This window comes from Labrys sp. Lb11, assembly GCF_057554225.1.
On sequence record NZ_BAAJOT010000006.1, the window covers coordinates 358,896 to 382,377 of the forward strand.

Genomic DNA, 23,482 nt, shown 5'->3' on the forward strand with positions numbered 1-23,482 from the left:
ACATGCGTACGCTCGACACCGGCACCCTGGCCCTGCGCCTCTTCACCTATCTGGCGATGGCCTTCCTGTTCTTCCCGATTCTCATCACGCTGATGGTGTCGGTGAACCCGCGCGAGTTCATCCTGCCGCCGTCCGGCTTCACGCTGGAATGGTTCAAGGCGGCCTGGACGTCCGACAGCTTCGTGCGGGCGATGGGCGTGAGCCTGACGCTCGGCCTCACGGCCTCCGTCATCGCCAACACGCTCGCCCTTCTCGCCGTGCTCGCCATGGTGCGCTACGACTTCAGGGGCAAGGCCTTCATCAACCTCCTGATCATGTCGCCGCTGCTGATCCCGACGACGATCTTCAGCCTGGCGCTCTACGTCTTCTTCGCCCAGCTCGGCTTCGGCGGCGGCATCACGGTGCTGGTCATCGGCCATTCCATCCACGTGCTGCCCTTCGCGGTCCGCATCCTGACGGCGAGCATGCAGAACTTCGACCTGTCGCTGGAGGAGGCGGCGCGCAATGTCGGGGCCGGGCCGCTGCGCACGATGGTGTCGATCACCCTGCCGGTGATCCGCACCGGCCTCATCTCCAGCTTCGTGCTCTGCTTCGTCCTCTCCTGGAACGACTTCCCGATCTCGGTGTTTCTCGCCCCGCCGGGCTGGACGCCGCTGCCGGTCGAGCTGTTCTCCTACATCAAGTACCAGTACGACGCGGTCGGCGCGGCGCTCGCGAGTTCGCTCATCCTGATCTCCGCCGTGGCGATGGTGATCGTCGACCGCCTGGCCGGGCTGCGGCGGGTGATGCAGCGCTGAGGGGCGCCCGAGCCCGAAGGTCGGGCAGGGGCCTTGCGGGCGCGTCGGCGCGACCAGGGAGAGGGCGTGCCGTCCTTGCGCACGAAGCGGCCGTCGGCGTTGGCGCTTGTCGTATCGATATCGGAGCGGGTGGCGGCGTCGGCCGGCCGGCGCGAGCCGATCTCGAGACAGACCGCGGTCGCGTCCGGCCAGTCGATCAGGCGATCGCCTCATCGCCGACCCAGCATCTCAGAAGCCGCGGCCTCCGGCAATTGCGACGCGGTTCACCCGAATGTGATGGCGGGAGCCGGCGCGATGGCGCGGATTTCGAAGCCGACCTCCCGCGCGCGCAGACGGCGCGGGCGGCGGTGCGGTACAAGGATGCACCGTGCCGGACACGATCCTCCGGGGCGGTCGCCGGCGTGCGGTCCGTCACCCTCTCGTGCCCGCCGGCCCTCCAGCCGGCGCCCCCCGGACCGGGCGTCGGCTCAGCGACGTCGACAACGACCTCATGGGAGCACGCGGATGTCCTTCATCACGACCGGAGACGGCACGCAGATCTTCTACAAGGATTGGGGGCCCAGGGAGGCCCAGCCGATCGTCTTCCATCACGGCTGGCCCCTCAGCGCCGACGATTGGGACGCCCAGATGATGTTCTTCCTGGCCCGGGGCTTCCGCGTCGTCGCCCATGACCGGCGCGGGCACGGCCGCTCGAGCCAGACCTGGACCGGCAACGAGATGGACACCTATGCCGCCGACGTCGCCGCGCTCACCGATGCGCTCGACCTGAAGGGGGCGGTGCACGTCGGCCATTCGACCGGCGGCGGCGAGGCGGCACGCTATGTCGCGCGGGCCAGGCCCGGCCGGGTGGCGAAGGCGGCGCTGATCGGCGCGGTGCCGCCGGTCATGCTCAAGTCGGAGGCGAATCCGGGCGGCACGCCGCTGGAGGTGTTCGACCAGCTCCGGGCCGCCTCGCTCGCCAACCGCGCGCAGTTCTTCCTCGACCTGCCGTCGGGGCCCTTCTACGGCTTCAACCGGCCCGGCGCGAAGGTCTCGGAAGGGATCATCCGCAACTGGTGGCGGCAGGGGATGATGGGCGCCGCCATCGCCCATTACGAGTGCATCAAGGCGTTTTCCGAGACCGACTTCACTGAGGATCTGATGGCCATCGAGGTTCCGGTCCTGGTCATGCACGGGGATGACGACCAGATCGTGCCCTATGCCGACTCCGCGCCCCTTTCCGTCAAGCTCCTGCGGAACGGCACGCTCAAGACCTATGCTGGCCTGCCGCATGGGATGTGCACGACCCATCCGGAGATCATCAACGCGGACCTTCTGGCCTTCATCCGCGGCTGACATGGCTCCGGGCCGCTTGCAAGAGGCAAGATACCTCACGGCCGCGGACCTCTCATGGGCCTGCGGCTTTCCGCCGTGCGCGGCTTCGCCGTGTCGGCTCAGGCCGCCGGCGGCGCGGGCGCGCAGGCCTGCAGGGCGTCGCGCAGCTTCATGATCTGGCCCTGCAGGCGCTTGAGCTCATTCGGCGTCAGCCCGGAGGCTGCGAGGATGCAGGCCGGAACCGCCGCCGCCGGCTCGGAGAGCGCGCGTCCTTCCGCCGTGAGCCGCACGCGCACCTGGCGCTCGTCGCGGGTGTCGCGGGCGCGGCGGATCCGGCCCTGGGCCTCCAGCCGCTTCAGCAGCGGCGTCAGCGTGTTGGACTCCAGCGACAGCTTTTCGCCGAGCTCGCCGACGGTCTGGTCGTCCTCTTCCCAGAGGGCCGTCATGACGAGGTATTGCGGGTAGGTCAGGCCGAGCGGGTCGAGCAGCGGCTTGTACACACGATTGAAGCTGTGCCCCGCCGCGTAGACGGCAAAGCACAGGAAGTCTTCCAGCTTCAGCCTGGTGGGCGTGGTGTCGTCGGGCATGGCGCCTCCTCATGTCATAAATAAATCGCGCACGATTTAAACGCAAGCGCTTGACAGTCGGCTCGATCGAGGTATTTTAAGCGCAGACGATCTGATCGTGGACGATATAAAACTTTCGGAAGATGCCATGGCAATGGTCTTCGCCTCCGCGGCGCCGTGCGGGGTCATCCGCCGGTTTGCGCGGCGAGCCCCCTGGACGCCGGCGCCGATCGGGTCGATGGTCCGGATGGGCCCTCGGCACGAACGGCCGCCGGAGAGAGGAGGGGAGACGCGGGCCCGCACGCCCGCCAAGGCTTCGGCGCTCCGCGAACGCGCCCCGGCCCGCTGACATCTTCTCCAGCCCTCAACCACAGGAGACCCGACATGTCGGTCAATGTTCTCTACCGCACCACCGCCACAGCGACCGGCGGCCGCGACGGTCGCGCCCGCACCGAGGACGGCGCCTTCGAAGTGACGCTCGCGACGCCCAATGAGCTCGGCGGCGCGGGCGGCGCCGGCAACAACCCCGAGCAGCTCTTCGCCGCCGGCTATTCGGCCTGCTTCCTCGGGGCGATGAAGTTCGTCGCCTCGCAGGGCGGCCCCAAGGTCCCGGCGGACGCCACCGTGACGGCCACGGTGGGTATCGGGCCGCGTTCGGCCGGCGGCTTCGGCCTCGAGATCGCGCTCGCCATCAAGCTGCCGGGCGTGGAGCGGGCCCAGGCCGAGGCCCTGGTGGAGAAGGCCCATCAGGTCTGTCCCTATTCCAACGCCACCCGCAACAATGTCGACGTGAAGCTCTCCGTCGTCTGATCCGCCTGTCCGGGCGCGAGCGCCTGCAGCCTCGCGCCCGTCTCCCGCCCGGAGGCTGCGAGCGCTGTCGGCCGGCGGATGCCCGCCATCATCCTTCCAGCCCGCCCGCCGACAGGCCGTTTTGCTCCGCGCCTCTTGCAAAGCGCCGCCACTTCCCGCAAATGGCTGTGGATGGAGAGGTGGCCGAGCGGTTTAAGGCAGCGGTCTTGAAAACCGCCGTGGGTGCAAGCCCACCGTGGGTTCGAATCCCACCCTCTCCGCCAATTCTCTAATAAAATCAATGATTTGCGACGAAAAGTGGAAAATTTTGCCGCTCGTCATAATCTCGGTGATTGGTGGCGTCCGACGCTCGCCCCCTAAAGGTGGTCAACCTCTTCCGCATCGTGGCCGTCCTCCGGCCAGTCGTCCATCTCGATCCCCTCGTCGTCGAGCTGCGCGAGTGGTCGCGTATGGTCGAGGAGTTGAAGGACGCGCGGACGCGGCAGACCGCGCAGGACAATCCGCCCGAATACGGTGATGCTGAAGGCCGCGCTCCCCGCCTCAATCCGGCCAGGTGCCCGGCGAGGTCTCTGCCCCATCGTCGAATTGCGACAGGTAGTCGAGCGCGATCGGCCGCCAGCGGGTCAGGCCCTTGTAGTCGATCAGCTCGGGCGGCAGGTCGCGCAGCACGCGGTGCATGCGCCGGGCCCATTTCGGGACGGTCACCAGCTCTTCCAGCTTGATCAGGTAGCAGCGGATCGGGAAGACGATGGCGTTGGAGCGGGGCAGGCGGAAGAAGGTCTGCAGCTCGACCCGCAGATGCACCTTGTCGCCGACATTCTCCGGCGTCACCGACATGCGGTCGACGCCCCATTTGTGATAGTTCTCCGGGCTGGTGTCGAGCCGCGGGTTGACCGTCATCGTCCAGTTGAAGCGGCGCACCGGCGAGCCCTGGCGCAGGTTCAGCATGAATTTCAGCGCCCGCTCGAACACGCCGATCTGGTGCGCCAGCGGCACGGGCCCGTGCCATTCCATGAAGTTCATGCCGATGTCGAAGTCGAGCGACCAGTCGGCCTGGGTGGTGACGATGCCGGCGTCCATCCACAGATTGCCGTCGCGCTGGTCGAGCAGGCAGAAATCGCCCTGGGACTGGCGGGTGATGTACTCCATCGGCCCATAGGGCAGCGTGGAGACGTCGCCGAAGGTGAAGGTGTCGTCGATGCCGAGCGGCCGGTTGATCCAGCGCCATGTGTCGCCGTCGCGGTGCAGTTCGAAATGCTCGGGATAGCCGAGCGCCTGCTGCTCCATCAGGAGCTCGAGCAGATCCCACCCCGCCAGCGTCATGTGCGGCAGCGACTGGCAGCGCAGCGGGTCTTCCTTCAGCACGATGGCCCGGTCCCGCATCTCCGAGACGTAGTGCTCGTCGACGTCGATCAGGTTCTCGTAGACCGATCCCTTCGGCCCCAGCACATGGGGCTCGATGTTCACGGCATACATGTAGTTGTCCTTGTCGAACGGAAACGGAAACCGCTGGATCGCCGCCGGGCTGTTGCGGAAGGTGAAGTCGTCGCGGAAGGTTTCCTGGCGAAATTCGATGCCCATCTTATCCCATCCTTCTCATCAAGCGTGTCGACAATGGCGCGCGGGCGCGGTCACAGGTCGAGCACCAGGCTGCGGCCCTCGAAGCGGGAGACGCAGGGCATGATCTTGGTGCCCGACGCCTTCTCCTCCGCCGTGAGGTAGTGGTCGTTGTGCAGGAGCGTGCCGTCGCAGGACAGCACCCTGGCCTCGCATTGGCCGCAGGCGCCGCCGCGGCACATATAGGGCGCGTCGACGCCCGCCGCCTCGATCGCCTCCAGCATGCTCTGGTGCGAACCGACATGCGCCGTGCGGCCGGACAGCGCCAGCGTCACCTCGTAGGGCTGTCCCGAGGCCGGCGCCAGGAACTGCTCGGAATGCAGCGCCTGCTCCGGCCAGCCGCAGGCGCGGGCGGTCGACAGCACCCAGTTGATCATGCCGGCCGGGCCGCAGACATAGAGATGCGTGCCGAGCGGCTGGGTGCCGAGCAGCCGCTGCAGCGGGATCGCCTCGCCCTGGTCATCGCAATAGACGTGGAGGCGCTGGCCGTACAGCGCCGCCAACTCCTGCAGATAGGCGCCGTGCGCCGTCGAGCGCACGGCGTAGTGCAGCTCGAAGGACCGGTTCTCCGCGGCGAGCTGGGCCATCATCGCCAGGAAGGGGGTGATGCCGATGCCGCCGGCGAAGAGCAGGTGCTTGCGGCCGCGATGGTCGACCGGGAACAGGTTGACGGGATGGCTGATCAGCAGCTCGCTTCCTTCCCGGACCTTGTTGTGCAGGAACAGCGAGCCGCCGCGCCCGACGTCGTCGCGCCGCACGCTGATGGTGTAGCTCTGCGTCTGCTGCGGCGGGCTCATCAGCGAATAGGGGTTGCGGCGCAGCGTGTCGCCGTCGCGCATCTCCACCACCACATGGGCGCCGCCCGAGAAGACCGGCATGCTGGCGCCGTCGCGCGCCTCGAAGCGGAAGCGCTTGATCAGCGGGGTGATGTCGGTGATCTCGGTGACGCGCACCGCGATTTTCGGCGTCTTGTCGCTCACGGGAAGAGCTCCTCGGTCGGCGGGATGACGCCCGGCTCCTCGGCGTCGATGCGCACGCCCTGGAAGGCGGCGATGCGGCGCGAGTAGTGGTCGCGGACCAGGAGCGTCAGGCCGCAATGCGCGCAGACGGCCGGCTGGGTGCGGACATCCTCGGTGATGCCCTTGCAATGCACGCATTGCACGCGGCGCGCTTCCGAGCCGCGATGCTCGGTCTGGATCGAGGCATGGTCGACGCCGGCCTCGATCGCCAGCCGCATCGCCTGGCCGATCAGGCCTTCGGTGCCGGCGAGGTAGATCTGCGTGCCCATATGGGCGGTGGCCAGCGTCTGGGCGAGGCGCGGCAGCGCCGCCGCGATCGTCGGCCCCTGGTAGAACTGGTTCGGCGCCAGCGCCTGCAGCTTGGCGCCGTAGTCCTTGGGCGCCGCCCCGGCCGGCACGTAGATGATATGCGCCTTGTCGAAGAATCCTTCGGGCGCGGTTGCCGCCATGTCGAGGATCGCCTGCGCGCCTTCCGCGTCGGCGATGATCAGGTGCAATGTCCCGACCGGACTGGCCTTCAGCGTGCCGTAGACCGGCCGGCTCTTGATGCCGTGAACGAGCATGGAACTGTCTTCGTCTCCGAATTGCCGGGCGGCGTCGCCGCCGCCCGTGACCTGGCGCCGGCGGGGCGGGCCGGGGCCCGCCGCGCCGCGGGCCTCAGCCCACCGCCGTGCGCTTCTTCTTCTGCGGGTCGTCGAAGTTGATGGGATGGGCGATGGCCGAGCACGCGCCCCCCTTGCCCTTCACCTCCAGCTTGGCGCCCATGCGGGCGACGTCGACCGCCATGCGGGCGATCGCCATGGAGCGCTTGGTCAGGCGCGAATACATGCCGCAGGTGACGATGCCGACCTTCTTGCCGTCGGCCCAGAGCTCGTCGCCGGCGTCGAGCACCTTGTCGGTGTCGGCCAGGACGCCGAAGATCTTGAAGCGCTCCTTGCCCTTCAGGCGGGCATGCTCCTCGGCGCCGCGGAAGCCGGTCTTGCCGGGCGAGACCGTGAAGTCGAGGCCGAGCTCCCACAGCGTGTCGCCGGGGCCTTCGTTCTCGAACGGATACATCTGCGAATTGTCATAGGGGTAGAACAGCAGGTAGCTCTCCACCCGCAGCCAGTCGAGCGCAGTGAAGGAGGCGGGCACGATGCCCATCGCCTTGCCCTCGGCCAGGATCGTATCCCAGATCTCGACGGCATCCTCGGCCCGGCAGAAGATCTCGTAGCCGCGCTCGCCGGTATAGCCGGTGCGCGAGATCATCACCGGCTTGCCGAACAGCGTCGTCTGCAGGTGATGGAAATATTTGAGGTCGCGGATGCCCGGCACGTGCCTGGCGAGGTAGTTCACCGCCTCCGGCCCCTGCAGCGACAGATCCTGCAGGTCGTCGTCGAACAGCACGGCGACGTTCTTGCCGATGGTCTCGCGCCCCATGTCCTCCAGGCCGGTGCCCGAGCCGTAGACCGTCATCCAGGAGTTCGGACCGGTGCGATAGAGGATGCAGTCGTCGGCGAACTTGCCGCCGTCGGTCAGCACGGAGGCATAGACCGACTTGCCCGGATAGATCTTGCGCACGTCGCGGGTGGTCAGGCGCTGCAGCACCTGGTGCGAATGCGGTCCGACCAGATGCGCCTTGCGCAGGCCCGACACGTCCATCAGCGCCGCCTTGGTGCGGATCGCCTCGTGCTCGTCGGGGAGAGTGCTGGCGGTATAGGTCCAGGCGGTCTCCATCCCGTTCCAGTCTTCCAGGGTGGAGCCCAGGGCTCGGTGACGGGCTGCGAGCGGCGAACGCCGCCAGGACATGACACTCATGGATGTTCCCTTCTGTGATTTGGTGGCCGGTCTTCGGACCAATTCTGGTCAGGCCCGTGTGGCCCGGGGAGCCGGGTTTGGTTCCATCCTCACCGCTCTTGTCAGGAGGCGTAATGGGGACAGCGCATGCCCTCGGCTGGTAAGGCCTTTTGCCATTCGCTGAGCTCAGGATTCGGAACGGCTCGAAACCGAGTTCACAGAACGGCTCGATCCCCCACATTTGGGTGACGACAGCGGAGGATTTTGAATGGTTCAGTCTCAGGCCTGTTTGACCTTGCGACCGCCCGCCACTCTCCCTGTGTTCAAGATTTTTGTCTAGTGAGAAAATTGGTCAATGGCGGCATTTTTTGCGCAGGAACTTTTGATTATATAAAAATTATAAATTTTAAATAAAATTAGATTGGGCAGCCAACAAGCCAAAAACGGCGCCTGAAGGCGATCCTTGGCGCTCAATCGCCCCCGCCTGTGGACTATTGCCCGTCTTCGCCAAGAACATGCCCGAGGAAAGGCTTCGGGCATGCGCACCGCTGCCCACGCAAAAAAACCGTTTGGCGGATTCAGTATTTTGTGCCTATGCTACCGGTTACGTTCAACAGAGAACGCGGTCACGGCCCATTGCGCAGCGCGCAGTAGGTATGGTGCGTGATCATCCCTCCCAACATAAAAGATAATCGCACTGCACGACATGCGTTGTGCTGTCCGGATCACACTGTCCAACGTAAATTTGGAGGAGTCCGCCTATGAATATAGACGGAAGACTAAGCAGCTCTGCGTCTAAGGGGGCACGTGTTCGAGTTGCCATCGACGTTGGAGGAACATTCACCGACGTTTTCATTCTTGACTCCAACGGCAATCAAACCGTTGCAAAAGTCCCAAGCACGACCAATCCGATTGACGCTGTCATGAACGGAGCTGCTGCGGCTCGGATTGATTGGCATGACGTGGAACTGTTTACCCACGGCACGACGATCGCCACGAATGCGCTGATAACCCGCAATTTCAAGCCCGCGGCAATGGTGACGACCAAGGGCTTTCGTGACGTTCTCGAAATCGGGCGCGGTACCAGAGAAGACCCCTGGGATGCATACAAGGAAGGCACTCCGCCCTATGTTCGCCGGCGCGATCGTTTCGCTGTTACCGAGCGCATCAACTATCGCGGCGAGGTCATTGAGCCATTCAACGAGGCCGAGGCTCGCGAAGTCGCGCGCATCCTGCGCAAGCGGAAGGTGACCGCGGTCGCGGTGTGTTTCATCAACGCCTATGTCAACGGCGCTCATGAACTGCGAATGGCCGAAATTCTTGCCGAAGAACTTGGGCCGGATGTCGCAATCACGACCTCGCACGAAACACACCCGGAGATCTTCGAGGACGACCGATTTTCGACGACTGTCGCCAATACGATATTGGCGCCGATCATCCGCCCCTATGCGCGCGATATCGACCGCAGAACCAGCGAAGCCGGCTATGAAGCCGACGTGCTGCTCCTGCATTCCGGTGGTGGGGTGATAACGCCGGCGACGGCGGAGAAATATGCGGCGCGGCTCGCGGCTTCAGGCATCGCGGCAGGGGCGATCGCGAGCAGGCATTTTGCCGGCCTGTGCGGCTACAAGAATGCCATCGGTCTGGATATGGGTGGAACGTCGGCCGATATTTCGCTCGCGGCAGACGGACATCTGCGGATGACCGACAAATGGGAGGTCGATTGGGGCCACCCGATCTGCTTCCCCTCGGTCGAGGTTCTCACCATTGGCGCCGGCGGTGGCTCGCTCTCCTGGCTCGACAAGGCGGGATCGCTGCGTAACGGTCCGCAATCGGCCGGCTCCGTGCCCGGTCCCGCCTGCTACAAGGCTGGGGGAACCGAACCGACCAACACCGATGCGAACATCATTCTGGGGCGCGTTGGTACCGAACTGGCCGGCGGCACGATGAAGCTCGATCGTGATGCCGCCCTGGTGGCAATGGCGAAAATCGCCGAACCGCTCGGGCTCAATGTGATCGATGCCTCGCTCGCGACGCTCCGGGTCGCAAATGCCAATATGGCCGATGCAGTTCGCTTGATCTCCATTGCCCGGGGCCACGATCCTCGTGATTTCGCGCTGGTGGCTTTTGGAGGAGCCGGCCCCTTGCACGGCGTCGACATCGCGCGCGAGCTCAACATTCCGGTCGTGGTGGTTCCGCCAAACCCCGGTGTGACCTCCGCGGTCGGCTGCATGCTCGTCGACGTCCAGCACGATGTGACCCGGATGTTCTTCAAGGACGCCGTCGAGGCCGATCCGGCCGACATCGAGGCGGCGTTCAGGGAGATCGAAGCCGAAGGGCGCCAGCGGCTGGAAACCGACGGCGTCGACGGGAAGGACATGACGTTCCAGCGTCTTGTCGACATGCGCTATCGCGGCCAGTGGCGCTCGCTGGCGGTGCCGGTTTCCGGCCAGATCAAATCGATGAAAGAGGCGATCGCGATCTTCCACAATGAATATCAGAAGGCGCACAACTTCCGGCGCGAGGACTTCCCGGTCGAGATCTATCGTCTGACCGTTCGCGCGATCGGCGTCACCCCCAAACCGTCCTTCCCGAAAGTCAAGATCGACAAGGGTGCCCAGGCGACGCCCAAGGGAACGAGGGACGTGTGGTTCCATGGACGGTCCGAGGCAATGACCACCAACCTCTATGATCGCGATCATCTGGCGGCAGGGGTCACGATCAAGGGGCCCGCCATCATCGACCAGCTCGACTCGACCACCGTCATCCCGCCGGATTGCGTCGCCCATATCGACGAGTGGCTCAACATCCAGATCAAGCTCGATGCCGCATAAGCGATGCCTGGCATAGGAACATGGAGAGGAAGAACAGCATGAGCAACTCCAGCAAATATGCAGGACTTTCCGACAAGGGCATCCAGCATCCGCCGCTCCCTGCGGATCGGAAGACGGTGTTCAAGACCACACTCGATCCGATTACATTCGAGGTTCTACGCAACGCCTTCGTCAATATCGTCGATCAGATGGCAGAGCAGTTGCTGAGGACCTGCTATTCGTTCGTGATCTACTGCCGCGATTTCTCGTCGGGGCTGAGCGATCCCCAGGGTAACCTGGTGATGCAGGGAACCGGCGATATCGCCGCGCATGTGGGAACACTCCACTATACCTGCAAGGCGGTGATCGAGGCGTTCGGCGACGATATCCACGCCGGCGACGTCTTCATCATCAACGACCCCTTCCGCGGCGGCAGTCACTTCAACGACACGCGGATCCTGCGCCCGATGTTCTACAAGGGCGAACTGGTGGGATACTCGCAGGCGAACGGCCACTGGGCCGATATGGGGGGCGCGGCGCCAGGGTCCTTCAATATCACGGCGCTCGACCACATGGGCGAAGGGCTGCGCATCACGCCGGTGCGGGTCTGGAGCAAGGGCGTCTGGCTCGAAGACGTGGCCCGCATGATCGCCGCCAACACGCGCAATCCCGGCGATGTCATCGGCGACATGCAGGCGCAGGCCGAGGCGACCGCCGTGGCCGAGCGCGAAATCGTCCGGCTTTGCGACAAGTACGGCGTCGAGACGATCAAGACCGCGTTCCAGGAAGTGCAGGACTACGTCGAAGTGCTCATGCGCGCCCGGCTTGCCGAGTTGCCGGACGGTACCTGGTACGCCGAAGACTATATTGATCAGGATCCCAAGCTCGAGGAGGGCCTGATCCCGATCAAGATCAAGTTCACGATCGACGGCAATCACGCCCATTACGATCTGTCGGGATCGCATCCGCAGATTTCCACCTTCCTGAATGCGGCCTATGGCGGCTCGTTCGCGGGCATCGTGGCGGGAACCAAATATCAGTTCCCGGATCTGCCGCTGAACTCCGGCCTCTACCGAGCGGTAACCGTGAACGTCGGGGAACCGGGGACCGTCGTCAACGCCGATTGGCCGAGCCCCTGTGCCGGTTTTTGTTCAGGCCCGTTCGAAAAGCTCATGAACTCGGTGTTCGGCCTTTGGGCCGAAATCCTGCCCGAACGAACCATGGGATGCGCCTTCAATCTCGAATATCTGCTCGTTGGAGGGCGCGATACCAGGATCAAGGGGCGTCCCTATTTCATGTGGTATGATTGGATGGCAGGTGGCTGGGGCGGCCGCAATGGTCGAGACGGCTTCAATGCCACGGCCCCGGTGTTCGGCGCCCAATACGGCATTCAGCCACTCGAGGGCCAGGAGCGCCTCGCTCCCGTGCTGACGAAATGCCATGATTTCGTCCAGGACTCGGCCGGCCCCGGGGAGGCCCGAGGCGGGCTCGGCGCCGAGAAGGGCGGTTCCGTCTTCGAAGGCGAGCGTATCGTGGTGTCCTATTGCTGCGATCGCGAGCGCTCAGTCACATGGGGCATGTGGGGCGGCCTGCCCTCGATCCCGCACGGCGTCTGGCTCAACAAGGGGACGGAGAAGGAGCGCTATCTCGGGTCCATCTTCTCCAATCTGCCGATTGAGCTGGACGACGTGTTCACGCGTCCATCCGCCGGCGGCGGCGGCGTCGGCGACCCCCTGCTGCGCGACCCGCAGCTCGTTTGCGAGGACGTGGCCGACGAATATGTCAGCGTCGAGCGGGCAAGGATCGACTACGGTGTCGTCATCCGGGTGATCGACCGCGATCTGGCGCAGTACGAGGTCGATGTCGAGGCAACCGAGAGGGAACGCCAGCACATCGCTGCGGCTCGCCTGGGCTGGCTCGACGAAGATGCCGAAAGGATCGCCGCAGACTACCGCGCCGGCAAGCTCAACGAGATGGATTGCATCCGGCAATACGGCGTTATCCTCGATTGGGGTGATGGCACGCTCCTGCCCAACACGACCAGTCAGTTTCGCCAGATGCTCAGGCGCAGGGTCGTGCCCTATTGGGGCAAGACGCTGGCAGTCCTAGGCCAGGAAGCAACCCAGAGATCCCGGGCCGCCTGAGGCGGTCGTGGATGGGAGGCGGAGCGCCGAACGCACCGCCTCCGGACCAGTGCCGCCAGGCGAGGCGGCCTGCAATGGCGATGGATTGGCTGCAAACGCCAATGCCATCGCGTTCGGGGCAATGCGCATTCTCGATGATGCCGGCTCTCCTCCGGTTGCCCTTTGGGCCAGGAGCACACTCGCGCATGAACCTGTTCAAGGCGGCTCTCACATGTAGGCCAATAGCCATCCGCGACGAAAGACGGTTGGCACTTCGCATCCTGCGGACCGGCCACTGAAGCCTGGTTGCCCAGCTGACATTGGTACGACCGCGACCACAGGAGGGGACACCGTGGATACAGCCAGTACCATTCCAAAACCGGAGATCATCTATCAGGACGAACCTGGCGTCTTGCGCCAGGCCGCGGCCGAGGATTTCTCGCTGCATATCGTGCCTCCGACCTGGCGGAGCTCGCGTTTTTCGCTCGCGATGGCTTGGTTCGGCCTGATGAGCGCCATGTTCTGGGTCGTCGTCGGCAGTACCGTCGCACTGTCGGTCGGCACGATCGATACGCTGATCGGCATTGCGTTATCGACGGTGGTTTACGGGATTCTGTGTAATGTCGCCGCTCGCTTTGCGGCACGAAGCGGCACGAACGTGGCGCTGTTTTCCCGAGCGGTTTTCGGACAGGTCGGCGCGACGTTCGCCGCGCTGCTGTTCGGGGTGACAATCACCTATTATGCCATTGCCGAGGGCACCATCGTCGCCATCGCTCTTCAGGACTATTTCGGTGGACCGATGAGCCTGTGGTATTTCATCGTCTGCTGCTACAGCGCCCCTCTGGTCATGCGTGGTGTCCGCACCTGGCTGGATCGGATCAATGGGGTACTGCTTCCTTTGTATGTCCTTGGTCTTGTCGCCTGTGTCGTCTGGGCGATTGTTACGCACGGTTATTCAAACAACTGGCTGAATCACCTTCCAGTAAAAAATGCTGACATGGGTGTTCCCGGCTGGTGGTTCGCCTTCACGGTCTACATGGGCGTGTGGGTCGTGGTGATGATGACGTGGGACGTGGCTCGCTTCGGCCGCAAGGAGGATGCCGTCGCCAACGGCAATACGAGCTTCGGCATTCCCTTCTATGTCGTCACATTGCTGATCAACGGTGCGGTCGGGATCTTCATCGCCGAAACCATTCCGATCGTGGGACCGTTGTCGGAGACTTCGGCGATCATCGGCATCGTGGCACTGATGGGGCCCTTCGGAGTGCTCCTGGTCTGGGTCAGCCAGACGAGAATCAACACGATCAACTTCTATCTTTCATCCACGAACATGCAGAACTTCTTTGCGCGGGCATTCAAGATCTCATTGCCCCGCACCGTGTGGGTGGCGATCATGTCGGTCGTGATATTTCTTGTGATGCTCACGAATGTCTTCGGCTACCTTCTGCAGACGCTCCAGTTCCAGGGCGTGATCATCGTCGCCTGGGTTGGTGTCGCCATTACCCATATCGGCTGGTGCTATATGCGCGGGATCAAGGCCGATATGCTGGAGTTTCGTCCCGGTCGGGTTCCGCTGGTCAACCCGGGCGGACTTGGAGCCTGGGTGGTCGCATCGGTGGTCGGCTGCCTTCTCCTGGTGTTTGGCGGCAGCTTCGGCGGCATCTGGGCGCCGCCGATCACGTTGGCGATAGCCGTCGTCATCTATGCGGCGTCTCTGGGGATCGCGCGCGCGAACTGGTATATCGTGGAGCGGCCACACGATCCCAGAAGCGAAGTCGCCGATCCATGGGCTGCGAGGATCCGCTGCAGTCATTGTTCCCAGGCCTATATTGCCCACGAAATGGATCGCGATCCTTCATTCCGTCATGAACCGATTTGCCTGGCTTGCGCATCCGACCGCCGCGAATTCCTGCTCGCAGCCCGGGCGGAGGCAAGAGCCTATGCCGGACGCTGCGAGCCGGTCACGCTCGGCTCTCGACGCACTTCGATGACGTAGAACATGATTGCGGGCTGCGCCCTCGGCGCGGCCCGACCTACATGCCTCCCCTCGGGGAGCGATAGCATCAGATCCGGTTCAAGATCGGACCTGATGCTACAGGCCTTTGTTGTCACATCGTTTTTTTGAATGCCGGTGCCCGGCTTCTGGTACGGTGCTCCACGGCGGCATCTTCCATATATCTTTGCCGGACCCTGCCGGGCTCCGTCCGTATCCGTTACGGAAATTCACGATCGCACCATTCTTTGGAGGCCGTCTGCTCGTCTTCGTCGCACCAGTCGAGTGCGTTCAAAATCTCGCTGGAAACGACCTCCACCGTGGTGCGCCGTCTCATCGCCAGCTGCCGCAGCATGCCATAGGCTTCCTGCTCCGAGCGACTGTTTGTAAGCATCATCGCAAGCTTGGCGCGCTCAATCGTCCGGCAGGTTTCGAGCTTGGCCTGCAGGCGATTGAGGTTTGCGTTGAGCCGTTTTTCGCGCCGGAAGTTGTTAACCGTCACCAAAAGATTGGTAAGAATTCCGAAAGGCCGGATCGGCAGTCCGATGACCGAATTCGCTCGCATTCGCAGCAATCTGTCGATCGCAAGCGGATTTTCATAATCGATGACTCCAATCAAGACCGCAGGGGGATCGTCAGCCTGCCATCCAAATGTCATCTTATGTTCTATGATTTGGTCGAACATCGCGAAAACGATATCGATGTTCTTGAAAGTTTCCGGAGGAGGCCAGATTTCTTCCACATGGCAGCCGATGCGCATCAGGTGAGAGCGCAGAGCCGCACCTTCGCTGTTCTTCGGCTGTACGAGCAGGACACGCAAGGATCGCAAGTCCTTGACCAAAATCATTTGATCCCTCTCCTTGCCACTGGAAGAATGGGGACCCCGCATGATCATACCCTCCCACCGGCATCCGTTTGTGGCGAGCGGCTTGCCTGCCGACGCGTGTGGGGACCCTCCGGCATCACTGGATCACTCCTGGGTGCCGAACGAGTCAGCTCGAAGCGTTTTTGGCAGGTCGGTGGTCTGCAATGGCGTGTCCTCGTCATCCAGGAAATAGGCAGCCCGATACGGGTCGGGGGGGACGGCGTGGCTGGTCTCGGCAACGATCTCGAATTGCCCGTCGCCTCGCACGACTCCGATCTTTGGCCAGACATGCGCGTGGGCATTCAACGGGTCGATCGTGATCACGCCCTGAGGGGCGTCGAAGGTCGAACCAAGGATTTGCGCGCGCACGAGGTTGATGTTGTCCGAATCGCATCGCCTCATCGCCTGGGCAACCACATGAGCCTGGGTGTACGCGGCCTCCCAGCCCATGTTCGCATTGGGCTGTTCGCCGCGCGCGGCCTGATATCGTTCAAGGCACGATCGGTTGGTCGAATTGGTCTGTGACTGGAAATAGGTGGCGGCGGTAATATGGCCCGATGCTGCGCCGATGCCAATCTCGCGTATATCGGTTTCGCTGGTCGTCAAGCTCGCTACGGGCATCTGATGTGCGTCGAGGCCATTCTCCGCATAGGCCTTGTAGAATTTCACGTTCGAGTCGCCGACGAAATTGTTGAACACGATATCCGGTTTGCGGCTTTTCATGTCCTTGATCAGAGCGTCGAACTCTTCAAATGACGCTTCTTGTCGAAGGTAGCGTTGGCCGACGATCTCGCCGTCGCGGGAACTGATAAGATCTGCCATTATCCTCCCGGACTCACGCGGCCACACGTAATCCGATCCGACAATGTACAATCTCGGTGTAAAGTTCGCTAGAAGATACGATCCAAGAAAGAAACTATTCTGATTGGGAACTGCACCAAAATAGACAGCATTTCTTGAATACTCAAAGCCTTCATATTGCGCGGGATAGCACAACAATCCGTGCTCTTTGTCAAGAACACTTAAGACTGCCTTGCGCTGACTGGACGTGTAGCATCCAAGAATAATGCTCGCCTTTCTTTCCGACAAAAGTTCACGGGCCATATCCTGATATGCTGACGGCTTTCCTTCCGGGTCGCCATAGATCGGAACGATCCGGCGCCCATTTATTCCCCCCGCTTCATTGATTTCGTCGATGGCGAATTCGGTTGCGGACAGCATGCTGCGCTCGGTTGCTGCCGTCCAACCCGTTTTCGAGAACAGCACCCCAATATGGATTGGTCGATCACTTGTCATTATTGCGCAAGACTCCATCACACCCGAATGGGGCAAGCCGCTTTTAGGCAGAAACGCGCCATTCCAGCCGCACTATCGTCGCAGACAGTCTTAAACGCTAGATGAACCAACCTAGGCGGTCAATGATTTGTTCGAGGCTGGCCGTCTTCGATTATATACGAATGCTTATGAATCACGGTTCATGTCAAATGTCCTTGACTTGATCAAATCGCCGCCTCGGGCTCGAGTGGGGCGGTGGAGATGCTCAATGCGCCAACTACTTCAGCTCGTGCGGATATAATCCTACGCTCACAGCTTGGCCGGCGCCGGCCGTAAAATCGACCGTGCCGGCGCAACGCAGTGTCCGCTCCGTTTTCGGCGTGCCCGGCATATTCCGGCAATGCCGACGCACGCGACCGGCGCGGATGGTTCCGCCGGATGATCGCCGGTCCGGCGCAATTCTTGACAATTCCCTGCAAGTTCAATATGTTGCATCGCAGGTGGGCAAGTGTCTGGCCTCGTTCCAGGGAACCTCCGCGACGCCCTTGAGTGGCCCGCGCCGAACAGAGCCATGCATGTCCGCCGCGGGCTGGCGCTGACGGGCACGGGCGCCAGCCCTATGACATTCCATCGTTCATGAGCCGCGACTGCGGCTCTTTCTTTCTGTCGGATTGGGCCTGCTCGATCTGGAACTGGTCGCCGCTTCGGCCGGAGCGGCACGGCCGGTTTCGGTGCCTGGCCACCTCAAGGTCGTGTTTGCAATCCGGGAGCAACGGCGGCACTTGGGCCCTGCCGGGCCGGCATCTTGGCGAGGCGCCTCGTACGATTCGACTAGACATTGTCTCTTATTTTTGCTCTATTAACGCTGCGGAATTGTTGACATGATTTTCGGCGTGTTGCGTGAGCGCAATCAAAAGAATATAATATAAGGGGAAGAAACATGGTCGATATTCCCGGAGATACTGGTACGACAGCCGTATTTCCCCAGCCCGTTTACAGCGGGGCTTCATTTGGAAGTGACTTTGAAGTCTCCGGAGATCAGGATGCGGTGCAGATTCAACTCACCGCAGGCGTCACCTACAGCTTCTATGCGCATGTCGACACCGGAGCTGGCGCTCATGCCGCATTCGCACTCGTCGATTTCGTTGGAAGGCCGGTTGCCAACTCCTTCAGCGGCGGCGTTGGCCAGAATGCTTTTTTCACCGCGACGATATCGATAACGGCAACGTATTTTGTCGCCATTCTTGACATAGCGAACGGCGTCGGGTCCTGGTCGATCGACGTCACCGGCGTCGCTGCGACGAACCATCTCCTGACGACGGGCGACGACACTTACACCGGCGCAGCGGGCGAGCGCATCCTTGGCGGATCGGGCAACGACACCCTTGCGATCGGTGCCGGCCTCGATGCCCTGGGCGAGCAAGGCAACGACGTCATCACCGGCAACGGCCTCGACAATTTCATATCCGGCGGCACCGGCGTCGACACGATCCATGGCGGTGACGGAAACGATGCCTTGTTCGGCGATTCCGGCAATGACACGGTCGACGGCGGCAATGGTGCGGATCGCATCTATGGCGGGGATGGCTCTGATGACCTCTATGGCGGCGCCTTGAGCACCATCACGGGCGATGCCGGCGGCAACCAGATCCATGGCGGCGACGGCGACGATCGCATCGCCGGCAGCGACGGGCAGGACAGCCTCTGGGGAGACGACGGCAACGATATTCTTCTTGGAGGCGCCGGGGCCGACAAGCTCGTCGGCGGCGCGGGCGCCGATGCGATGTGGGGCGGTAGTGGCGACGACACCTATTACGTCTACGACGCGGGAGACGTGGTCAACGAGAGCCGAACGGCGCCGGGCGTCTTCACCCCCGCCGGCGGCATCGACAAGGTCTACTCGATCGTCACGCTCGATCTGTCGGATTCGTCGCATGTCGTCGGCGACGTCGAAACCCTGGTGCTGAACGGCACCGTGGCGATCGACGGCACCGGCAACGCTCTCGACAACAGCCTGACCGGCAACAACGCGGTCAACCATCTCAGCGGCCTGGACGGCCGCGACCGGCTCGACGGCCGCGGCGGCAACGACATCCTCGACGGCGGCGCCGGCAATGACACGCTGATCGGCGGCGCCGGCGACGATGTCCTGACCGGCGGCACGGGCGGCGACCGGCTGCTCGGCGGCGCCGGCGCCGACAGCTTCGTCTTCCGCTCCCTCGCCGAAAGCACCATGTCGACGGCCAACCGTGACTGGATCGTGGACTTCAACGCCGCGGAGGGCGACAGGATCGACCTCTCCGCCTTCGACGCCGACAGCACGCTGGACGGCCAGCAGCACTTCACCTTCATCGGCACGGAGAGCTTCACGCGCCATGCCGGCGAACTGCGCTACCGCGTCATCGGCGACAAGCTCTACCTCTACGGCGACACCAACGGCGACGCCCGCTTCGACTTCTCGGTGATCGTCGACAAGACCGCCGTGCTCCACGCCGACGACTTCCTGCTCGGCTCGGGCTGACCGTCGATCCGTTCGGCAGGCGGACTTTCTCGCCCTGCTCCGGCGCCAGGTCGCGCGGCGTGTCGACGCCGAAGCGGCCCGGGACTTGCGCGCGACGACGAACCGGCGGCCGGCATGCGCGGCTACGGCGCTTTCGGAAGCACTTTCTGGAACAGCTGGCCGATCGTCAGATCGTGGTCGAACGTCCCGCGTTGCAGAAACTCCAAGGTCTGCGCGATCACCAGCGGGTTGTTCATCATGAACGTATGCGTCGTCGACAGGACGATGTGATCCTTCATCCCGTCGAGGCGGGTGCTCTCCACCGACACCTTGCCGTCATTCGGTCCGTGAAACATCGATGAGAGGAAGGGATTGATCGAAAGCTCGCCGGCGATGACGCCAAGCTCGAAATCCGCCGGCCCCAGGCGGTTCGGCAGGCTGTCCGGCCCGGTGCCCAGTTGCAGGCCCGCCGGTCCGTTGAAATACTCGAACAATCGCAGGGTGCCGAAAGCATCGACCAGCTCGGACCCGTGGTTCGGCGGCGCGAGCATGACGACACGCCCGAGATTTGCGGGGCGGTTCTTCGACAGCCAGAGGCGGGCCAGGATGCCGCCCATGGAGTGCGTGACGAAATGCACCTTCGTTGCCTCGCCGCATGACGCCACGGCGGTGTCGACATAGCCGGTCAGTTGATCGAGCGGGGCATCGTTGGACGGATAGCCGTCGTTGACGACCTTGTAGCCATAGGAGCGAAGCGCCTCTTCCATCACCAGCAGCGAAGTGTCGGTTCGGGAAAGGCCGTGCAGAAGCACGACACACTCTCCGGCGATTGCCGGGGACCAGGCGAACAGGGCGAGGACAAGAACCAGCACGAAGCGCATGACTGTTCCCGGAAGAGTGCCGACCGGAGGCGGCGAGGCACCCTCAGCTATTGCGGCGCGCGGCCTTTGTCGATTCCGATGGCCGTCGCTGCTGTTGTCAGACCCTGGCTGAACGGCCCCTGAGACGAAGCGAGCCGGGCTGTCTCTAGAGCAAAGCGTGTTTCGGAGGAACCGCGCTTTGCTCCAACTCCTTGTTTCGACGCGTCTTTGCGACTTGACGCGATTCCGTCAAATCGCGAAGCGCTTCATTCGCTTGCCGGAACGGGCGGACGTCCGACCGGCATCCACATCGTGGCTGCCGAATAGTCCCCCTGGAAATAGGAGCAGAGGGCCAGGGCGGCCTCGAAATAGGCGAGGGAGCCCGGATTGCGGTTCCGCGTCTGCTCGATCATGCTGCAGCCGCGCGCCCAGTCGCCGGCCACCGCGACGCGGACGCCGTACTCGCCGGCGAGCTCGGCGTCGTTGGGGTTGATCGCGACGGCGCGCCTGCCGACCTCCAGGGCGGCCTTTTGGTCGCCGCGAAAATACAGCCAGCATTTCCGCCTGCAGGCCGCGGATGTTGTCGGGGCGAGGGCAATGGCGCGCCTGGCTGCCGTTAAAGCATCCTCCAGGGATGCCGGGTACGACGCGCCGCCGGTAAAGCCGAAGCGCAGCTCGTCCACATAGGTCTGCGACAGCAGCGCCCAGGCGGTCGCATAGAGCGGGAATTGCGCGACGGCGGCCTCCAGGCATTTGCGGACGCTGGCGCGGGCGCCGGCATCCAGGTTCGTCCGATAGGCATAGCAGGACAGGGTGCAGGCATAGGCCGTCCAGCCGTCAGGCGCGTTGGCCGGCGTCTGCGCGGCGTCCGCCTGGAAGATCACGCCATAGGGCTGTCCAAGGGTGGTCGCGACCTGCTGTGCGATATCGACCTCGATCTCCATCGCCTTCGAGGCGCTGAGGTCGCGGTCATAGTCGCTGGCCCAGAGGACGGCTCCGTCGGACAGCCGCTGGACGCGCGCCTGCAGGCGGATGCGGTCGTCGGTGATGTTGAGGGGGCCGGCGAGCGCATAGCGGATGGGGCGCTCGCCCGCATCTTCGGGCTGGCGCAGTCCCCTCGACCGGAACAATGTTCTTGAACTTGACGAGCTGCCCGATGACCTCCTGGGTCAGGCCGCCCTGCGCGATGGCTTTCGAGCCGCCCTGGCTCGTGAGGTCGTCGAAGGGCATCACCAGGAGGCGCGGGAGGTCGGGCGCGGACGGCCGTATGCCCGGCGTAAAGCGAACAGGACGGGCGCCGCCATCATTGCGGCAAGGACGCCGTCCCGCCTCGCGGCAGGGGGCGCAGCCGCCGTCTCCCGCGGCGGCCCCCTGCGCCGGAGGGGCGGGGCGCATCCACCCTTCGGAATCGTGATCTCGACGGGATCACCGACCCCCGCCGTCAGACAATAGTGCTCCATCGCCCGGCGCAGGTGCCCGGCCTCGACGCGCACGATCGGATCGGAATGCGCGTCGAACGACGCGTCCCGGCCGAAGACATCGGTCGCGACGGTGAAGGCCTTGATGCGATCGGCCCGGCCGGCAAGGGTCTCGTTCACCACATAGGCGAGGAAGGCCCGCATGCGGTCCGTCGCGTTGAAGTCGCTGCTGCCGACGATACGCTGCAACTGCCCCCTGATGCTCTCGGCGTCGAGGTCCTCCGCTTCAGGCGGACCGGGGCTGGCAGCGGTCTGAAGCCTGGCGCCGGCACGCCTGAACCGCATCGTCGGAAAGGACCCCATCAACGTTCGCGTCGCCGGCTACGCGTATTGTCCACGCAAATTACGCAGAGAGAAAAGGCTCGGATGGCATGCCGCGGAGGCAGTCTGGAAAGCAAGGGATTTGACCGGGAGCCTGGGCGGGGCGGGGGCCATGACGTCTATACAGGATTCGGATGCGGAGCGGCGGGCGGCAAGCGAGCGTGCAGCCAAGCGCAGGTTCCCGGAAATGAGTACGATCATTGACGAGCTTCTCAAAAAGGATGAGAACTTTTGTCAGATGTGTGAGGAGCTTGCGGACATCGACCGAGCCATCTCGGAGGCCGATGTCATGCCCCTGCGGCACTCCGAGCAAGCCGTGTTCGAATGGAAGCCGTGGAGCTTGCGCCTGACCGCGGAGATCGAGGAGGCGCTGTATCGCGCCAACGTCATCCCGATGAAGCCGTGCAAGCAATATCCGAGGCTCTGATCGGCACGACGGAGGGCGCCGACGATGGGGCCGGTTCGCCCTGGCGCAGGCGCCGAGCAGCGCCTGTGCGGTCTAAAGGAGGCCGCTGCGACATCTCGGGGGGAGTCCCGCTCATTGCGGGACGAGACATGCATGCGACCGGGAACCAGGATCGAAACGAGGATTTCGATGTTCACACCGGCTGACTTGTTTACGGAACTCGCCCGGTCCGGCCCGGATCGGGTGAAGGCGGCCACCACGGCGCGCGTGGACGAACGGTTGGCGCCGACGGGAATTGAGCGCCTCTGCGCCAAGAACGAGGTCATCTTCGGCGAGGGGGATGCCGCGACGAGCTACTACAGGGTCGCCTCGGGAACGGTGCGCTCCTGCAAGTTCCTGGGCGACGGCCGCCGCCAGATCGCGGAATACCACGTTGCCGGCGAGTTCTTCGGCATCGAGTTCTACGGCGAGCATCAGTTGGGCGCGGAAGCCGTCAGCAGGGCCAAGGTCGTGTCGTTTCCACGCCAGCCGGTCGACTCCTCCGAGCCGGCCAACAGCTGGCTGGCGCGCAACATCGTCTCGTCCGCACCGGCCAACGGCTGGCTGGCGCGCAACATCGTCTCGTCCGCGCTTCTCAACCTCGACCGCGCGCGGGGGCATGCGACCCTGCTCGGCCGGAAATCGGCGCCCGAACGGGTCGCGACCTTCCTGCTCGACGTGTCGGAACGCGTCCGGAGCGATTCCTTCTACCTGCCGATGCCGAGGATCGACATTGCCGACTATCTCGGACTGACGATCGAGACGGTATCGCGGACGCTGACCCAGTTTGCCAAGGAGTGCGTGATTTCGCTGCCGGCAGCGCGGCGCGACATCGTGCTGCTCAACAAGGCCGTGCTGTGCAGGCTCAGGGAGGGCTCGCTGCCGGAGTGGTGCGCGACGAGCTAGGGGC

19 protein-coding genes, 1 tRNA gene and 1 pseudogene are annotated in these 23,482 nt (G+C 63.7%); 11 read left to right on the top strand and 10 right to left on the bottom strand.

Going from position 1 to position 23,482, the window contains the following annotated elements:
• The first annotated feature begins 2 nt into the window (after window positions 1-2).
• Both AC27L4_RS23700 and AC27L4_RS23705 read left to right on the top strand, forming a co-directional pair.
• A complete protein-coding gene (locus AC27L4_RS23700; protein WP_487144886.1) occupies window positions 3-797 on the top strand; it encodes an ABC transporter permease in 795 nt (264 codons plus the stop codon).
• Between the two features lie 504 nt (window positions 798-1,301).
• On the top strand, window positions 1,302-2,132 hold the full coding sequence (locus AC27L4_RS23705; RefSeq protein ID WP_487144887.1) for an alpha/beta fold hydrolase: 831 nt from the start codon (window positions 1,302-1,304) through the stop codon (window positions 2,130-2,132).
• Between the two features lie 98 nt (window positions 2,133-2,230).
• Here AC27L4_RS23705 and AC27L4_RS23710 read toward each other — a convergent pair whose 3' ends face one another.
• Entirely contained in the window at window positions 2,231-2,698 is a 468-nt protein-coding gene (locus AC27L4_RS23710; protein WP_487144889.1) for a MarR family winged helix-turn-helix transcriptional regulator, read from the bottom strand.
• Between the two features lie 363 nt (window positions 2,699-3,061).
• On the opposite strand from AC27L4_RS23710, the gene AC27L4_RS23715 reads away from it, so the two are divergent.
• A complete protein-coding gene (locus tag AC27L4_RS23715; protein ID WP_487144892.1) occupies window positions 3,062-3,487 on the top strand; it encodes an organic hydroperoxide resistance protein in 426 nt (141 codons plus the stop codon).
• A gap of 173 nt (window positions 3,488-3,660) precedes the next feature.
• Window positions 3,661-3,750: transfer RNA gene (locus AC27L4_RS23720), tRNA-Ser, on the top strand.
• Window positions 3,751-4,027: 277 nt separating this feature from the next.
• On the opposite strand, the gene AC27L4_RS23725 is transcribed toward AC27L4_RS23720, so the two are convergent.
• From AC27L4_RS23725 to AC27L4_RS23740, 4 genes are all read right to left on the bottom strand, one after another.
• On the bottom strand, window positions 4,028-5,068 hold the full coding sequence (locus AC27L4_RS23725; RefSeq protein WP_487144894.1) for a heme-dependent oxidative N-demethylase family protein: 1,041 nt from the start codon (window positions 5,066-5,068) through the stop codon (window positions 4,028-4,030).
• A gap of 50 nt (window positions 5,069-5,118) precedes the next feature.
• On the bottom strand, window positions 5,119-6,084 hold the full coding sequence (locus tag AC27L4_RS23730; protein ID WP_487144896.1) for a PDR/VanB family oxidoreductase: 966 nt from the start codon (window positions 6,082-6,084) through the stop codon (window positions 5,119-5,121).
• Entirely contained in the window at window positions 6,081-6,686 is a 606-nt protein-coding gene (locus tag AC27L4_RS23735; protein WP_487144897.1) for a dimethylamine monooxygenase subunit DmmA family protein, read from the bottom strand. The genes AC27L4_RS23730 and AC27L4_RS23735 overlap by 4 nt, the downstream gene beginning before the upstream one ends.
• A 94-nt stretch (window positions 6,687-6,780) precedes the next feature.
• The gene (locus tag AC27L4_RS23740) at window positions 6,781-7,911 is read right to left on the bottom strand and encodes an aminomethyl transferase family protein (RefSeq protein ID WP_487145242.1); all 1,131 of its coding nucleotides are present in this window, start codon (window positions 7,909-7,911) and stop codon (window positions 6,781-6,783) included.
• Between the two features lie 749 nt (window positions 7,912-8,660).
• Between AC27L4_RS23740 and AC27L4_RS23745 the strand changes: the two genes are divergently transcribed.
• The 3 genes from AC27L4_RS23745 (at window position 8,661) to AC27L4_RS23755 (ending at window position 14,831) form a co-directional block, all read left to right on the top strand.
• Window positions 8,661-10,733, top strand: a complete 2,073-nt coding sequence (locus tag AC27L4_RS23745) for a hydantoinase/oxoprolinase family protein (protein ID WP_487144899.1) — start codon at window positions 8,661-8,663, stop codon at window positions 10,731-10,733.
• 38 nt (window positions 10,734-10,771) lie between these two features.
• Complete coding sequence (locus AC27L4_RS23750) at window positions 10,772-12,856, top strand: hydantoinase B/oxoprolinase family protein (protein WP_487144901.1); 2,085 nt, start codon at window positions 10,772-10,774, stop codon at window positions 12,854-12,856.
• A gap of 331 nt (window positions 12,857-13,187) precedes the next feature.
• Window positions 13,188-14,831, top strand: coding sequence for a purine-cytosine permease family protein (locus AC27L4_RS23755; RefSeq protein WP_487144903.1), 1,644 nt, complete (start codon window positions 13,188-13,190; stop codon window positions 14,829-14,831).
• Between the two features lie 217 nt (window positions 14,832-15,048).
• On the opposite strand, the gene AC27L4_RS23760 is transcribed toward AC27L4_RS23755, so the two are convergent.
• Window positions 15,049-15,675: an ANTAR domain-containing response regulator gene (locus AC27L4_RS23760; RefSeq protein WP_487144905.1), complete on the bottom strand. Its 627-nt coding sequence runs from the start codon at window positions 15,673-15,675 to the stop codon at window positions 15,049-15,051.
• A gap of 123 nt (window positions 15,676-15,798) precedes the next feature.
• Window positions 15,799-17,007 (bottom strand): transporter substrate-binding domain-containing protein, encoded by a 1,209-nt coding sequence (locus AC27L4_RS23765; RefSeq protein ID WP_487145243.1) that lies wholly within the window; start codon window positions 17,005-17,007, stop codon window positions 15,799-15,801.
• 901 nt (window positions 17,008-17,908) lie between these two features.
• On the opposite strand from AC27L4_RS23765, the pseudogene AC27L4_RS23770 reads away from it, so the two are divergent.
• A pseudogene (locus AC27L4_RS23770) lies at window positions 17,909-18,538 on the top strand (calcium-binding protein); the annotation flags it as partial.
• A 42-nt stretch (window positions 18,539-18,580) separates the two neighbouring features.
• Window positions 18,581-19,489, top strand: a complete 909-nt coding sequence (locus AC27L4_RS23775) for a calcium-binding protein (RefSeq protein WP_487145244.1) — start codon at window positions 18,581-18,583, stop codon at window positions 19,487-19,489.
• 122 nt (window positions 19,490-19,611) lie between these two features.
• Here AC27L4_RS23775 and AC27L4_RS23780 read toward each other — a convergent pair whose 3' ends face one another.
• The 3 genes from AC27L4_RS23780 to AC27L4_RS23790 form a co-directional block, all read right to left on the bottom strand.
• Window positions 19,612-20,349, bottom strand: coding sequence for an alpha/beta fold hydrolase (locus AC27L4_RS23780; protein WP_487144907.1), 738 nt, complete (start codon window positions 20,347-20,349; stop codon window positions 19,612-19,614).
• A gap of 245 nt (window positions 20,350-20,594) precedes the next feature.
• Entirely contained in the window at window positions 20,595-21,458 is an 864-nt protein-coding gene (locus AC27L4_RS23785; protein ID WP_487144909.1) for a hypothetical protein, read from the bottom strand.
• Window positions 21,459-21,557: 99 nt separating this feature from the next.
• Window positions 21,558-22,109 carry a hypothetical protein gene (locus AC27L4_RS23790; RefSeq protein ID WP_487144911.1) on the bottom strand — a complete coding sequence of 184 codons (552 nt, stop codon included), beginning with the start codon at window positions 22,107-22,109 and terminating at the stop codon, window positions 21,558-21,560.
• 130 nt (window positions 22,110-22,239) lie between these two features.
• Between AC27L4_RS23790 and AC27L4_RS23795 the strand changes: the two genes are divergently transcribed.
• The gene (locus AC27L4_RS23795; protein ID WP_487144913.1) at window positions 22,240-22,554 is read left to right on the top strand and encodes a hypothetical protein; all 315 of its coding nucleotides are present in this window, start codon (window positions 22,240-22,242) and stop codon (window positions 22,552-22,554) included.
• Between the two features lie 168 nt (window positions 22,555-22,722).
• Window positions 22,723-23,478 carry a helix-turn-helix domain-containing protein gene (locus AC27L4_RS23800; RefSeq protein ID WP_487144915.1) on the top strand — a complete coding sequence of 252 codons (756 nt, stop codon included), beginning with the start codon at window positions 22,723-22,725 and terminating at the stop codon, window positions 23,476-23,478.
• Window positions 23,479-23,482: the final 4 nt, after the last annotated feature.